Source organism: Natronococcus occultus SP4 (assembly GCF_000328685.1).
Taxonomy (GTDB): Archaea; Halobacteriota; Halobacteria; order Halobacteriales; family Natrialbaceae; genus Natronococcus; species Natronococcus occultus.
On sequence record NC_019975.1, the window covers coordinates 1 to 12939 of the forward strand.

The 12939-nt window shown below is 54.8% G+C and carries 21 protein-coding genes; 16 read left to right on the top strand and 5 right to left on the bottom strand.

Annotated features, from left to right (window positions below; translation table 11 throughout):
* Window positions 1-57: 57 nt before the first annotated feature.
* From NATOC_RS21375 to NATOC_RS19535, 11 genes are all read left to right on the top strand, one after another.
* Complete coding sequence (locus NATOC_RS21375) at window positions 58-297, top strand: hypothetical protein (RefSeq protein WP_015323205.1); 240 nt, start codon at window positions 58-60, stop codon at window positions 295-297.
* Window positions 290-805, top strand: coding sequence for a hypothetical protein (locus tag NATOC_RS19500; RefSeq protein WP_015323206.1), 516 nt, complete (start codon window positions 290-292; stop codon window positions 803-805). The genes NATOC_RS21375 and NATOC_RS19500 overlap by 8 nt, the downstream gene beginning before the upstream one ends.
* 654 nt (window positions 806-1459) lie before the next feature.
* The gene (locus NATOC_RS19505) at window positions 1460-1747 is read left to right on the top strand and encodes a hypothetical protein (RefSeq protein WP_049888974.1); all 288 of its coding nucleotides are present in this window, start codon (window positions 1460-1462) and stop codon (window positions 1745-1747) included.
* Between the two features lie 5 nt (window positions 1748-1752).
* Entirely contained in the window at window positions 1753-2397 is a 645-nt protein-coding gene (locus tag NATOC_RS19510) for a hypothetical protein (RefSeq protein WP_015323208.1), read from the top strand.
* Between the two features lie 2 nt (window positions 2398-2399).
* Window positions 2400-2789 (top strand): hypothetical protein, encoded by a 390-nt coding sequence (locus tag NATOC_RS19515; RefSeq protein ID WP_015323209.1) that lies wholly within the window; start codon window positions 2400-2402, stop codon window positions 2787-2789.
* 8 nt (window positions 2790-2797) lie between these two features.
* A complete protein-coding gene (locus tag NATOC_RS19520; RefSeq protein WP_157224708.1) occupies window positions 2798-3001 on the top strand; it encodes a hypothetical protein in 204 nt (67 codons plus the stop codon).
* Window positions 3002-3073: 72 nt separating this feature from the next.
* Window positions 3074-3331: a hypothetical protein gene (locus NATOC_RS19525; RefSeq protein WP_015323211.1), complete on the top strand. Its 258-nt coding sequence runs from the start codon at window positions 3074-3076 to the stop codon at window positions 3329-3331.
* A gap of 29 nt (window positions 3332-3360) precedes the next feature.
* Window positions 3361-3549 (top strand): hypothetical protein, encoded by a 189-nt coding sequence (locus NATOC_RS19530; protein WP_169330938.1) that lies wholly within the window; start codon window positions 3361-3363, stop codon window positions 3547-3549.
* Window positions 3542-3664, top strand: coding sequence for a hypothetical protein (locus NATOC_RS23115; protein ID WP_281170498.1), 123 nt, complete (start codon window positions 3542-3544; stop codon window positions 3662-3664). Before NATOC_RS19530 ends, NATOC_RS23115 begins: the two co-directional genes overlap by 8 nt.
* Complete coding sequence (locus NATOC_RS22075; RefSeq protein ID WP_157224709.1) at window positions 3657-3827, top strand: hypothetical protein; 171 nt, start codon at window positions 3657-3659, stop codon at window positions 3825-3827. The genes NATOC_RS23115 and NATOC_RS22075 overlap by 8 nt, the downstream gene beginning before the upstream one ends.
* 3 nt (window positions 3828-3830) lie before the next feature.
* The gene (locus tag NATOC_RS19535; protein WP_015323213.1) at window positions 3831-4049 is read left to right on the top strand and encodes a hypothetical protein; all 219 of its coding nucleotides are present in this window, start codon (window positions 3831-3833) and stop codon (window positions 4047-4049) included.
* A 1080-nt stretch (window positions 4050-5129) separates the two neighbouring features.
* Here NATOC_RS19535 and NATOC_RS19540 read toward each other — a convergent pair.
* From NATOC_RS19540 to NATOC_RS19550, 5 genes are all read right to left on the bottom strand, one after another.
* Entirely contained in the window at window positions 5130-5351 is a 222-nt protein-coding gene (locus NATOC_RS19540; RefSeq protein WP_015323215.1) for a hypothetical protein, read from the bottom strand.
* Window positions 5352-5388: 37 nt separating this feature from the next.
* Window positions 5389-5535 (bottom strand): DUF7563 family protein, encoded by a 147-nt coding sequence (locus NATOC_RS23360; protein WP_449289549.1) that lies wholly within the window; start codon window positions 5533-5535, stop codon window positions 5389-5391.
* A 109-nt stretch (window positions 5536-5644) separates the two neighbouring features.
* Window positions 5645-5848 (bottom strand): hypothetical protein, encoded by a 204-nt coding sequence (locus NATOC_RS21380; protein ID WP_015323216.1) that lies wholly within the window; start codon window positions 5846-5848, stop codon window positions 5645-5647.
* Window positions 5848-6033: a hypothetical protein gene (locus tag NATOC_RS19545; protein ID WP_015323217.1), complete on the bottom strand. Its 186-nt coding sequence runs from the start codon at window positions 6031-6033 to the stop codon at window positions 5848-5850. Before NATOC_RS19545 ends, NATOC_RS21380 begins: the two co-directional genes overlap by 1 nt.
* Window positions 6033-6290, bottom strand: coding sequence for a hypothetical protein (locus NATOC_RS19550; protein ID WP_015323218.1), 258 nt, complete (start codon window positions 6288-6290; stop codon window positions 6033-6035). The genes NATOC_RS19545 and NATOC_RS19550 overlap by 1 nt, the downstream gene beginning before the upstream one ends.
* A 203-nt stretch (window positions 6291-6493) precedes the next feature.
* Between NATOC_RS19550 and NATOC_RS19555 the strand changes: the two genes are divergently transcribed.
* From NATOC_RS19555 to NATOC_RS19575, 5 genes are all read left to right on the top strand, one after another.
* Entirely contained in the window at window positions 6494-6721 is a 228-nt protein-coding gene (locus NATOC_RS19555) for a winged helix-turn-helix domain-containing protein (protein WP_157224710.1), read from the top strand.
* Between the two features lie 68 nt (window positions 6722-6789).
* Window positions 6790-7119 carry a ribbon-helix-helix protein, CopG family gene (locus NATOC_RS19560; protein WP_169330939.1) on the top strand — a complete coding sequence of 110 codons (330 nt, stop codon included), beginning with the start codon at window positions 6790-6792 and terminating at the stop codon, window positions 7117-7119.
* A gap of 145 nt (window positions 7120-7264) precedes the next feature.
* Entirely contained in the window at window positions 7265-7645 is a 381-nt protein-coding gene (locus NATOC_RS19565) for a DUF7718 family protein (protein WP_015323221.1), read from the top strand.
* A complete protein-coding gene (locus tag NATOC_RS19570) occupies window positions 7612-7809 on the top strand; it encodes a hypothetical protein (protein WP_015323222.1) in 198 nt (65 codons plus the stop codon). Before NATOC_RS19565 ends, NATOC_RS19570 begins: the two co-directional genes overlap by 34 nt.
* Window positions 7810-9554: 1745 nt before the next feature.
* A complete protein-coding gene (locus NATOC_RS19575) occupies window positions 9555-12929 on the top strand; it encodes a phage NrS-1 polymerase family protein (protein ID WP_015323225.1) in 3375 nt (1124 codons plus the stop codon).
* The last annotated feature ends 10 nt before the right edge of the window (window positions 12930-12939 follow it).

The following is a 12939-nucleotide window of genomic DNA, read 5'->3' on the forward strand; positions in this document are numbered from 1 at the left end:
AGCCGGTAGGAGAATCGTCTACACGACAATTGTGAGCGGTAGCTGAACCATTTTCCAATGACTCGAAGAGATTACCAAGGACCTGATTTAGATGCTACTTATCAGCATATCAGCGAGAGACCGGAATTGGACCGGCTCGACGAAGATGCTGAAGATGTAGTGTACGCAACTGAGGCGGAACAGGGAGAAGAAACAACCGAGAACGTCCCGATCCCCGGAGAAGACGACGAAGACCAACAGCGGCCGCTTGTGCCGGGACAGACGACGTTGACTGAGTGGGGTGTTTCCTGTGAGTAGTACCGACGACGCCGGCGAGTTGCCCGATGAGTTCACTTTCGCAACTCAAGGCGTTGCAGAGACCTTCGTCGAGACGCTGAAGGAACACCGGGCGTTCTGTTCCTGGTGTCTCGCTCCGCTTGAAGTCAATCCAGCCGTTCAGTTTCCGGGCGAACCCGAAGCGCGAACACTCGAGACTGATGAGACCTACTCGCAGTGCCATGAGCCGGCCACAGAAACGATTCCACCGAAGACGGACCAACAGGGCCAACTTGTCGAGACCTCGAGTGAGCGCACAATCTGTGCCGAGTGTGGGGTGATTGATATTGACGCTTCGAGTTCCCGGCGGAATGAGACGCTTCGGACGGCACTGAAACACGTCGTTTGGATTCTCGAGGAGAATGATACGGCGATCAATCCGATCGTTGCAGACCAAGCTGTAACGGAGATTCTGGCCGAGGGTCACACCGGCCAATTCGTGGAAACTCTCGGAACTGCGATATACCGAGGAACGGACACCGAGGGGTAGATTCTAACTCAAGCCCTCTATTCACCGATAGATTTATTGTACTGCAGATAATAGGTATACGTAAGGCCAAGCCCTCCACCGTGTAGGGGCCGAGAGGTGTCGAACGGTGGACCTCCATTACCGGGGGAGTCTGCATTTTGAGGATCGAACAACTCGGTGAGAGGGCTGGCTATGCAATAATGAGCGATACGAAAACCATCCGAGTTGCCAAGGACACCCACGAACGTCTCTGGCAGCATAAAGAGAGCCCCGAAGATTCGTTCGACGACGCGCTTCGGCGCGTTCTTGAACGGGTCGATCGGTAACTGAGTTTCCGCGGTCGGTGGCGCGTAACCCTACTGAGACCGCCGGTGCTTGGGGTCCCTGTCCCGAGAGTAGCGTCTGCGGGCCTAAGATACGTCCGTCCGCCCAAATTACAGTAGAGTCCGCAAACCCTGCACGAAAGCTTCGTTGCGAACTGTCTCGGTAGGGCGCGACTTCACCGACCGCGGATCGTACTGATTGCTAACTAACACTGTTCTCCGGGGGCGCGACTGGGGTGGGGTTGACCCATCCCACAGCTCGGTCGGGTCTAAGCGCAGTCTTCACGCTGTGGGTCAGGGGTCCCTTCGGGGACTCTCCCCCGTGTTACTCCCGGAGAACGAAACCAAACCAATGACTGAATGCAACCATTTCGACGAGGACGAACTACGCCGAATCACCGCCGTTTGCCATGAGGAGGGGGTTGACCCTGGGGATGTGGCTGTCGTTCCCAACAAGGACGGCGACGACTACGATCTCAGAAATCGTTGGCAGGTAGCCGAGGACAAGGCCACTGCAGCCGAGTTCGTGAGCAAGGCGCTTAGAAGCGATTCTTTCGGTGAGAAGCTTCCACCGTCGGAAGTAGCCGATATGAGTTTCGTCGAAATGGTTGCTGAGTTTCAGAAGCAAACTAACTACTAGAAACAATGTCTGACGATATCGACCTGAACGATACCCAGCTCGCACTACTCGCAGAACACCGCAAACACGGCTCCCCGAACGACGCGACCGTTATCTCTGGCGACGTTGCCTCCCAGCTTGATCGGCTGGATACGGATGCACTCTCGTCGGTAGATAACCCCGCTGTTGTGGACTCCAAGAGTCTAGACCGAACGGACGCACAGCGTGTGATTGAGGCGTCGGCTTCGGTTGACGATCCGGTAATCATGTCCCGGTCGGAAAAGGAATCTCTCGAGGAGAACGCCAAGGTTGCACGCGACGCACTCGGCAAGATTCTTCGGGAGGAAAAGGACCTTCACTCCGATACGGTAGACGCTATGTCTCTGGATGCACTTGCTTCGGAGTTCCGGGGCGAGGATAGCGTTACCCTTGACGTTCTCTCGCAGCAGCCTGAGACGGGCGGTGCTCCCGACGAGGACGATGAGCCGAACGGCGACGTTGATGCACTCAGCACCGATCAGCGTGAAGCCGTCCGTGATAAGCTTGATTCGATCGACCGGCTCAGTAATCGTACCCCCGAATACTGTGACAAACTTAAGCGAGAGGTTCGTGATATGGTGGGTCTCGAGGACGTGAGCGAGGTTGACCACCTGGACCGGAGCGCTCTGTAATCATGGCTGACGACAGTCGCGCAGACGCACTCCGGGCGAAGATTGACCGACTCGAGGACAGAACCCCGGAGTACGTCGAAAACGAACTCAAGCCCGAGCTCGAGAGCCTAACGGGGGAATCTAGTAGCGACGCGGCTTCGGGCGAGTCACAGCCGGAGATTGTGGACGCACTCGCCGGCGAGTACGACGTTCAAGACTTGAACGACCCGGCGTTTATCGATAGTGAGATTGAGACCCTTCGAACGCGACGGGACGCTATGTCTGACCGCTGTCCCGACCATGCAGAGACGCTATCCCAGCGTGTTGATGCACTCGAGTCGGTGAAACCAGCAGCAGAGAACGAATACGTCGAAACGGACTCTTGGGACGCACTCGTTGACTACTCGAAATGACTGTGAGCATGGATAGCGCGGCGTTCGATCCAGAGACCGACGAAGGCTGTAGCTTGGCACACATTACGATCAAACGGACGTACGATAAGCTGCAAGAGGAGGGGTATGAGGACGAAGCCGAATCCCTTCGAGAGCCTGGCGGACAGCGTCAGAAGGCGCTGAAGCTCCGTAAAGAACACCTCCAAGGCTGGGACCCGCTGAATGGCGACTGATTCTCGAGTTAGCGAATTGTAAGCGACACTAAGACGGCACGATTTTGGCGATTTTCAGGCTGATAGAATCCTATGACCGACTTGAGCGAAGAAATTAAAGAGAAGCGTGACGAGGCGGTGGCGGAACTTGACGAGATTGCTGAACACGCCCGGTACAAGAGCCTTGGCGACGGCCGAATCCGAAACCCGGAGCACGAACGAATTCGGCTGAAGTACCTTCGAGTAATGATCTCGGCTCAGGATTCCAAGCGGAAGTACATAGCCGACCGCGAACTCGAGGACATGCACGAGCGACTTGAACGACTCGAAGAACGAGATGGGATTAAATAATGGCTTCAAAGCGCGGTGTCAAACAGCGTTTGGATCGGATTGAGAGCGACAACGAATATCCAGAAATGAGCCTGGCCGTCCTCTTATCCTACGACGTTGAGGATATGGAGACCGTGGATCAGGAGCGAGGACTTGTCCGGGTTGACGGTCAGACCTACGCGGCTGGGTCTCTGCGCGAATCCCTTTTCGACCGACTCGAGGAGTTCACTGATGAATAGACGCACCCTCGAGAAACGTCTTGATCGACTCGAGGACGAAACGGGAGAACAACCCCTCGAAGAGTTCCCGTCGATCCTAATGCAGAACCTTCGCGAACAGTACGGCTATGACTAAGCGAAACATCAAGCGCCGGCTGGATACACTCGAGGACGAAAGGGAACCCGAACCGACGTCCTGGATGGAAGCGTGGGACGTCCCCGAAGTGTTGTGGTCCGATCGGACGGCAGCTTGGCGCTATGCAATGACCGGCGGCGAGAGCCACCCGGAGCTCGAGTGAACAATGAGACGCGACTTAGAGAACCGTCTTTCACGCCTCGAAGGTAGGGGTAACGGCGACAAAGACGGGCTCCAGATAACGATCTCCATGCACAAGGTCGATGAGAACGGAGAGAACGCCGGCGTAGTCAAAGAGATCCAGTGTGGATTTGGCGAAAACGGCGGTTGGTATAGCAAACAGACTGATGATATCGACTCAGTGGGGGTGAGCCATGAGGATTAGAAGTAGTATCTGCATTGACGAGAAAGATATATTACTTGAAGGAGACGGTGAGAAACTTCATATCCGAAAAAGACAGTCAAATACCCAAGACGAATAAAATACCCGAAGTGTTTTTGTTGAAGCAGTCTATAACAGGACAGTGTGTCGAAAATACTTCGGCTCAAGGAACCTGAGGAACCGCCCAATCCAGAACATCATGTGATTCTAGAGCCGAGTGAACCAAGAACGCCTGCTGTGACATCTGAAGGAGATTATAATTTTGTTTGCTATGATGAAGATTGTAATTTCCCCGTCTGTAAAGATGTAGGAGAAGACCAAGTTCGGGGTATCTTTGCACAATGTGGGAAGTGCGGGAAGTATAATTATATACCATAATCACTATAATAATTCGGTCAGTTTGCCCAAATTAACGTGGGAATCTGGTCCGTGGTTTGCCTATTCGCGTGACGTAGTCGTAGCTGATACCCTCGAAACGACGATTCTTTCAAGCAATCCGAGGTTTTAGATAGATTCGAGCCGTCAGATAGTGCAATTTGACCACTCTTTATATACTCAGTTCGGCTCACCGGGCGTTATCGTTGTGTAGGTTAGTTTTCTCAGACCCAACAACGAACTACATAATCCTCCAAACAAGAGGGCCCACAAGCTACTGAGTTTTTGCTCGAGCTCTCTTTTCCTCCAAATAGAAAGCGAGAAGGGCTATCTTTCCAATCGAGACCTCAATCAATACTTCTACTGTGATTTCTATCATCGTTTAACTGGGAGCAGTTACATGTGAATTCTCTCGAAGCTAAACCTCGCTCCATATGACAGAGTCGTCGCCAGGGTGCTTATAAAGAACAACTACGACTCTATAGCCCCCGCTCCATTTACAGAGTAGTAGCCAGGATGCTTATAAAGAAAAGTGGCTCTCCTCAAGGACAACTAGGCGCTTGCCAGGTCACTTTGTCAAACCAGAGTTGAACCAAGTAGCTGTCCCATCTATCCGCTTGTGTATATGCAATCGGTATAGAGACGGGTCGGTATCTGAGCAACAGCGAGGACGGGAATCGAAGAAAAGAAGCCGCTTTACAGCCTATTTTACAGTGTGGTCTCGAGTTCGTACTTCAGGCACGGCTCACAAATCGTACCTTCGTCGGACTCTTCGGGTAGAATCTCCGTCTCGATCGAGTCACCACAGCGGGTACACTCGGTATCGACCGTAACGCCGTTCTCGTCAAGCGCGTTGCGGCGCTCCCGGATTTCTTCGAACAGTTTGATTGCGGACTTACGCTCCTCGCCGATTTCGATAGTTTCACTCATGTTCTCTAGTTAGTTGATTACAATATTATTCTTGTGACTATTCCTCGATCCCAGCTCCCGCCCCTTGGAGCATATCGGCTTGCAGCGTACAATGACAGCAAGCGTGTAGGACGCCGTCATTGTCCGCATGAACCCGGTGATAGGCTCTCGAGACCGTGGCCTCGCAGCTATCACAGCGTGGCATTAGACGCCCACCTCGCGGACCGGGAACCAAACGCCCCACGCGAGCAATCCGATAGCCGAAAGAGTCCCGATGAGCAGGAACAGGTGGGCCAGAAACACGTCGATCATTCTCACAGCCCCTCCGGCTCATACGATGGTTGGGCCAGTTCCTCGTTGATTCGGTGGAGTTCTTCGGGAGTAGCCTTCTGGATAGGACACCCGTCTTCATGGTCATCAACATCTACCACCGTGGCCTCACAGTCCGGACACTCTGGCGCGTCCGGGGCGTTCCAGGGTGCATTCCTCTTATTCCGGTATGCCTTCGGAATCGGCATTAACCCAGCACCTCCGGCGGCTGTTCGTTCGCTTCAAGCTGCTTATCGGCCGCTCGCTTCATAGCCGAGTCAATCTCGCGCGCCGTCTCGACGTCCACATGGTCGGGGAACCGGCTCATGTCAACATCGGCGGGCTCGTATCCAGCGACCGCACGCGCTTCGTCGAGAAGGGTGGTTGACTGCATTAGTTCTCACCCTCGAAGCGGCAGCCGTCTCGGTGGCTCGCGAACTCTTTGCGTCCCGTGAGGACCTCGCGGCCACAATCTCGGCAGCGAACGTAGGAGCAACCGGTCAAGCCTCCGTACTTGTTGTACTCCGGGAACGGACCTTCCCAAACGTCACTTGATTCGGTAACTTCGCAGTCGCCGGCGGCTTCGAGTACCGTGGTTTCGTCGTTCTGTTCTCCGCAATCGTCTTCCGTCCGAACGTTGTAGATCGACATGGGTTCTCTGTCCAAGACAACCCGGCTCGAGTGTGCCACCACTCGGGCGTTCTACCGAACGCAACGCCCCGATGGAACCAGGCTGCCTCTACCATGTACTATGAAGTACGTGGTAATAAAGCTTTCCCATGCACTACGTAGTACATGGATTTATGTAGATGGAAAGAGAACATCCATACGTGACAGAGTACATGGACCGAAGTATGGTGAAAGACCGCGACGAGGAGAGTGGCCAATACACTGAGACCGTCACTGACGAAGAGATTGCTGAGTTCGTTCGGAACAGTAACGGACTCACCACAAGCGAAGTGGCCGATGAATTCGACTATGAACGGCCAACAGCGTACCGACGCCTGAAGAGTCTCGAGGAGAGTGGCGACGTTCAATCACGGAAGATCGGCAACAGCCTTCTTTGGGAATCGAGCGAGTAGCGTCTGACGCGTGGCTGACGTAATACTATCTGAACACGGTGTCATCCGAGCGTATGAAGCGGGTGAGTGTGAAACTCGACGAGAGCAGAGTCGAGGAGCTTGATTCAATCGCTGAGGATGACGGCGTATCACGGAGTGAAGTCATCCGTGACCTACTTGATGACGCACTGAACACGGGTGATGACGAGCGTGTTCAAGAACTCGAGCAGCGTATTCACGACCTTGAGACCGAACTCGAGCGCGTTCACCGTGAGAAGCGCCAGATCCTCGAGCAACGTGAAGAGCATCAAGAGTTGGTGAAAGCCGTTCAGAGCGAACAGTCTCTCGCCGAAAAGAAAGCCCAAGCTGGCGCGCTCACGCGGGCGAAGTGGTGGCTCACCGGAATGCCTAGCGACTAAGGATAACGGACCATAGGACGATAGGAATAACGTCCGTTATCCTCGCTACCGAATAGACTAGAGTGGTCTCCAACCGTCGGGTGACGATAATCGGCGAGGGAATCGAAGAGTAAGACCCATCAAGCGCGTCTGTGATGTGAACGATATGACCGGCGCGGGTGACGATGTTCAATATTTCGACTGGGTGGAATACCCACACGCGCGGGTCCGTGTTGAAATCGACAAGTCCGAAGGCCGGGTTACTCGGTTCGTGGTTCAGCTCGAGCGCTTAGTTAACAATGAGTGGTCCGAAGTGGTTCGATTCGACCATGAACCAAAGAATCCGAACGGCCACGACATTACCGAAGAAGGGCTTCACATGGACGTTTATCGGGAGAGCAAAAAAGCGCGCGTGAAGGACGACTTTCCGCCCGTACCTTTATCCGACGCGCCCCGATACTGTATCACGTACATCCGCAAGAACGCCGATCAACTACTCCGGAGGTTCGAACAATGGCACGATCTGAACGACCCCACGACGAGATAACCGACGACGAACTCGAATCCTTCGAGGACGGACTACAGAATCTCGAGGACCGAGTAACTGAGTTCCTAGCTGAGGGAACGGACAGAACCCCGGAAGACATTGACGCGGCGATCGACGACTACGATATGCCGGACCCGCTCGAGGACCGGCCAGTCGACGACTGAATTTTAAATCCGAACTCGCTGGTGGTCAGACACTGCCGAACTCGAGGAGTAGTTGTAACCACATTCTCGAGGGTGTAAATTTTACAGGCGCTGTGAACCGACCGGAATTTTTCACACCGTTTCACATCGGGTTGTGAAATCCGATTCGACCGGCAGAAGGCTTGAGACGAGCACAGACAACGTTTGATTTTGTGATTTAACAGATTTCACAATGAATCTATAGGGGTGTTACGTGACTCAGCGAGTCAGCGGCTGAGAGAAGTATACTGAGGCACCCAACACACCCCTCTCAATTTCGTGTGAAATCTGTGAAATCGAAAACGCAAGCGAAGATATTCCGGTAGCTGAACCCTGAGCCGTGGGAATCGAATTTCACAAGGCCGTGTGAAACGGTCGTATTTTCACCACGCGAGTTCACATTAGCCCCGGATTCCAACTCTGGTGATAGGTGTTTGCCGGAACCGGAAGCAATAGCGACCGAAAGAACTATAGGATTCTAGCTACTAGTACCATACACCCAAGATAGGCGAGATTCCAACCGGACAGATCGCTACCACTCGGGCGGAGGACGTGAGGATGAATCCGTCTGCGCCAGGTAGTGACCTGTCTGTGCACGGTGTTTGTGGTCGGCGTCGTTCGCGGCGCTGGCCGGGCAAGCACTGCGTCTGTGCTCCTGGCGGGTTCCGTTGGAAGCGGGCCTGGCTCACACAGCCGTGCAACTCCGAGGCACGCTGGAACGTCGTTCAAAGCGGCGTTCTTTCGCAGCACTGCGTGTCTAAGGCTCATTGGGTCACCTTGGTACTGCTGAGGTGGCTCATCACAGCCGTGCGTCCCTGTTCACTGGTTCGCCTCGGCACTGCCGGGGAAGCCTTCACAGCATCGCCTATCTCAAGCTCCTCTCGCTACCAAGAAGACGTAGCGATGAGTGTGGGGACTAGTTTTGAACAACTAAGCGGCCATTGGCAGCAGGCCATTACACCAACAATGAGTAGCAACACTACCCAAGGCGACGGATCGTCCGACTCGACAAGTATCTGGGTTTCCGTCCCCGTCCGTGATGAACTGTTCTCGAGAAAGAATCCAGGCGATAGTTACGACACCGTACTTCGCCGGGTTCTTGATATGCCTGTTTCAGACGAAGAGAATTAACCGCTAACAGTCGCGTTAGCATCAAGAAGCTCAGCCGCGCGGGTGAGTGCCAACTGTGTCCCGCGTAACCGAGCCGATGGAATGGGCCAGCAGATGAGTGGTCCAATAGAGAGTTAGAGGTTCAGACTCAAAGACGTTTCTCTCGCCACTCAGTTGCTGTCCACGTTCTGCCCCTACGCTAAGCAATGTCGACAGCAAACAATTCTACCAAGGCGAGTAGTCGCACTGATATCCGAGTTCTTGACGGCCACAATGATTGGAGGGGCGTCTATGCTCTTCTGAACGTTGACCCGTCAATTGAGCCGACTTCTATTCAGTCGGACGCGGGAGCGCACCAGAGACGCGCTAGTGTCGGCAGTAAGAGGTGGTTCGATGAGTGACAGATCCGAGGCTTTACGTATCTCGCATTCGAACAGTGAAGTATCGACTAACGACCACAAAAAAACCCCGACCCGAGAAAGTGTCCGTGTTGGCGCACGGACGCGGATCGGGGTTAAACCGCATCCAAGCATGTACGAGTACACCCTAGACGCAGTTAGTTGTTTCGACAGTCGAATCGTTAGTGACCGCCCGACCCACTTCGGAGGTGTCGCTGCATGAACGGCGATCGGCCCGACCGTCCCGACGCCCTCGAAGTGAACTCCGACGGTGTCGCTGGCGAACTCAAGGCACGCAACCAGTGGCTCGTGTGGGGATACGAGTGGAAAGAAGATCGGGAAGAATGGTCAAAGGTACCGAAGGACGGCTCCGGTGGCGGCTACCGTATCGACGCGACGGACCCGGAGAACGGAGTTACGTTCGATGTGGCCGTTGAGACCTACGAGAGTGGCAACTACGACGGTCTCGGATATATCACGGATGGGGACAGTCTGATAGTCGGCTTTGATTGGGATGACTGCCGAGACCCGGAGCAGCCACACGGATCGGTGCCGGATATCGTCGGTGAAGCGATTGCAGACCTGGATACCTACACCGAGGTGTCGCCGTCGGGGACCGGCTACCGACAGTTTGCCTTCGGAACGCGCCCGGACGGTGGTAGTCGGAAGGATCTCCCGTGTGACCCCGTCCTCGAGGACACCCCACACCTCGAAATGTACGACGGGACGGGTGGGCGATACCTCACCGTAACCGGACAGCATGTAGATGGTACGCCGGAAGACGTTGAGACGCGCCCACAAGAGACTAAGAAGATTCACGAGGAGTTCATCGGCGAGGACGGCAGCAATGATAACGACGGCGGCAACTCGAGTCAGTCGGCGGAGCCCGTTGATCTTGACGACCGCGAGCTGATTGAAGAGGCGAAGAACGCCGGGAACGGCGACAAGTTCCGGCAGCTATGGAACGGCAACACCGCCGGCTACCCGAGCCAAAGTGAAGCTGACGCAGCGCTGTGTTCGATGCTCGCGTTCTGGACGGCTGAGGACGCCCACCGAATGGACCGACTCTTCCGTGATTCCGGTCTCATGCGCGACAAGTGGGACGAAGACCGTGGCGCTCAGACTTACGGTGAGCGCACGATTCAGAATGCGATAGCGAACAACAGCGACGTTTACAATCCGAGTTCAAGTTCGTACAGTGTGTCCGACAGCCTTGATTCTGGGTCTCAAAGCGAGGCTTCGAGTCAAGGGGGGCCCGTCAACTTCGACGAGCATAACGGGTGCTACGGCCAGTGGTACACCGACGAGGACGGTGAGTCGCACTTCGATAGTTGGTGTAACTTCACCGTCCAGGTCGAATCTTTCCTCACCGAGAAAGAAACGGGTGACAAGTGGCTCGAGCTGACGGTTATCCCTTCGACCGACGAAGACCCGTTCACGGTGGAGATCTCACCAGCGGCACTCGGTGACTTCCGCAAGTTCCGCAAAGAGGTGCTTGCTGAGGGGCTGACGACCACGTTCGACGGTGGGTCAAGCGAACTCAACCGGCTTAAAGAGTACATCGGGACGCGACAAGTTCCCGAGCGGGTCGGCACTCACCAAATGGGATATCATGACGGTGAGATTGTTCTACCAACTGGCGTTATCGGCAGTGACGGTTGGGAAGACGACCCGTCGTACACCCACCTGGAAACGGGGACGGTAATGGATCGGGTGTGTTCTATCGACCCGGACAAGGAACTCTCCGAAGACGATATTGACGATGTTCGGCGCACGTTGAGGCTTCTACCGGAGACTCGAGACTCCGAACGTTTCCTCTCCGTGGTTGGGTGGTTCTACGCTTCCGCACTTCGCCCACTCGTGATGGACTGGGAAGGTGAGTTCAACCATCTTAACGTCCTCGGTGATACTGAAGCTGGGAAGACCTCAACACTCACCACGCTGTGGCAACTCTTCGGTATGGACGCTGAGCCGATGAGCGCAAAAGACGAATCTCGGTACACTCTCACCGGTACAATGGCTTCCTCGAGCGGTGTTCCGCTGCTGTACGACGAGTACAAGCCGGGAGAAATGGCGACGTGGCGGGTGAAGACGTTTCACGACCTTCTCCGTTCGGCAACGATCGGGAGCACTGCACAGCGAGGCAACGCTGACGGTCCGAACGACGTGTTCAAAATCTCCGCGCCGCTCGCAATCGCCGGAGAGCAGCGTATCCAGGGACCGGCTGAGAAGCGTCGGTGTGTTATGACGACGTTCCGGCGAGAGACTACGACTGCGGGGTCCGACACTGCTCGAGCATTCGCCAAGCTGAACGGCGACTCTTACCGTGACGAGAACGGTGAGATAACCCGGAGTGAGCCGGTTGACTTCGATGCACATGCGCTCGCTTACTATCAGTGGATCGCAGCGCAGGACACCGACGAACTCCGTGACTTGTGGGACCGAGCCGGTGAACGTGCGGCAAATCTCCTCGAGCGGTTCGGAGTCCTTGAAGACTTAGGCGACGCCCCACAGCAGGGGATTCAGACGGTGTTATTCGGTATGGCCGTGTACCGACAGTTCGCTCTCGACATGGGACTTTCCAAGGACGAGATTGATGAGATCGTTCCGGAGAGCGATATTGCGGATGCTGTCGAGTTCTCGAGCGGTGTCTTCGCCAAGACCGGACGTGTGTCTCACGTTGATCGCTTCATTGAGTTGTGTGCTCGCGCTTCGTCGAACGACTATCTTGCTGAGGACGAACACTACACTTTCGTCCACAAGGGCACCGACCGCGAGGAGCTGCGGATCAATACGAGCAAAGCCTTCGACCGTGTGACCAAATTCGTTGCCGACTTCAACATCACCGGCGAGGACCTACTCAATCGGCACAGCGACTATCGTAGCCGCTTCAGCGAGGCTTACGAACGGAGCGGGTCGTATGTCGTTGCCGATCAACAGCGTTCGCCACCTATCGGTCGGGCACTCGGTATCAACGTCAGCCGTGCCGAGAACAACCTTGAGGACTTCACTCGATCTCGGTTCTCCGGTGAAAGCGAAGGTACCAGCGACGAAGAGGATACCGTCTCAATCTGTGACCTTGATGCTGGTATGCACCAGGAGCGGGTGATTGTTACTGTCGCTGAGGAATTGGAGGCACCCGATTGGCTTGGTGGTAAGGGATACTTCAGCGACGATGACGGCAATCTAATTCAGTATGAGATTGCTGAAGGGGCAGATCCATTAGGCGACTTCAGCGAAGGTGACGAAGTAACTCTCGAGAACTTCAAAATCGAAAGTCGCAACGGTGTGGAAACTGTCGTACTCTCCGGTATCAGTGAAACGTCGGCAGCTTCGATCAATGGCCAGGTGGATTCGTACGACCGGGCTGCTACGGACGGTGGACAAGAGAACGACTCTACTACCACGTTCGGTGAAATGAAGAATGAAGCCCAACTCTTCGTGGCCAACGCTAAGGGTAACGCAATCGATTGCTCGCGGGTTCACAACCACTTAGTTGAAGAGTTTGGCGTTTCACCCGAAGAGGCTGAAGAGGCGGCTGAAGACAGCCGTCTCATCTACCATGGTGAATCTGGCGTGTATAGCATTAATTAGCCCCGCCAGT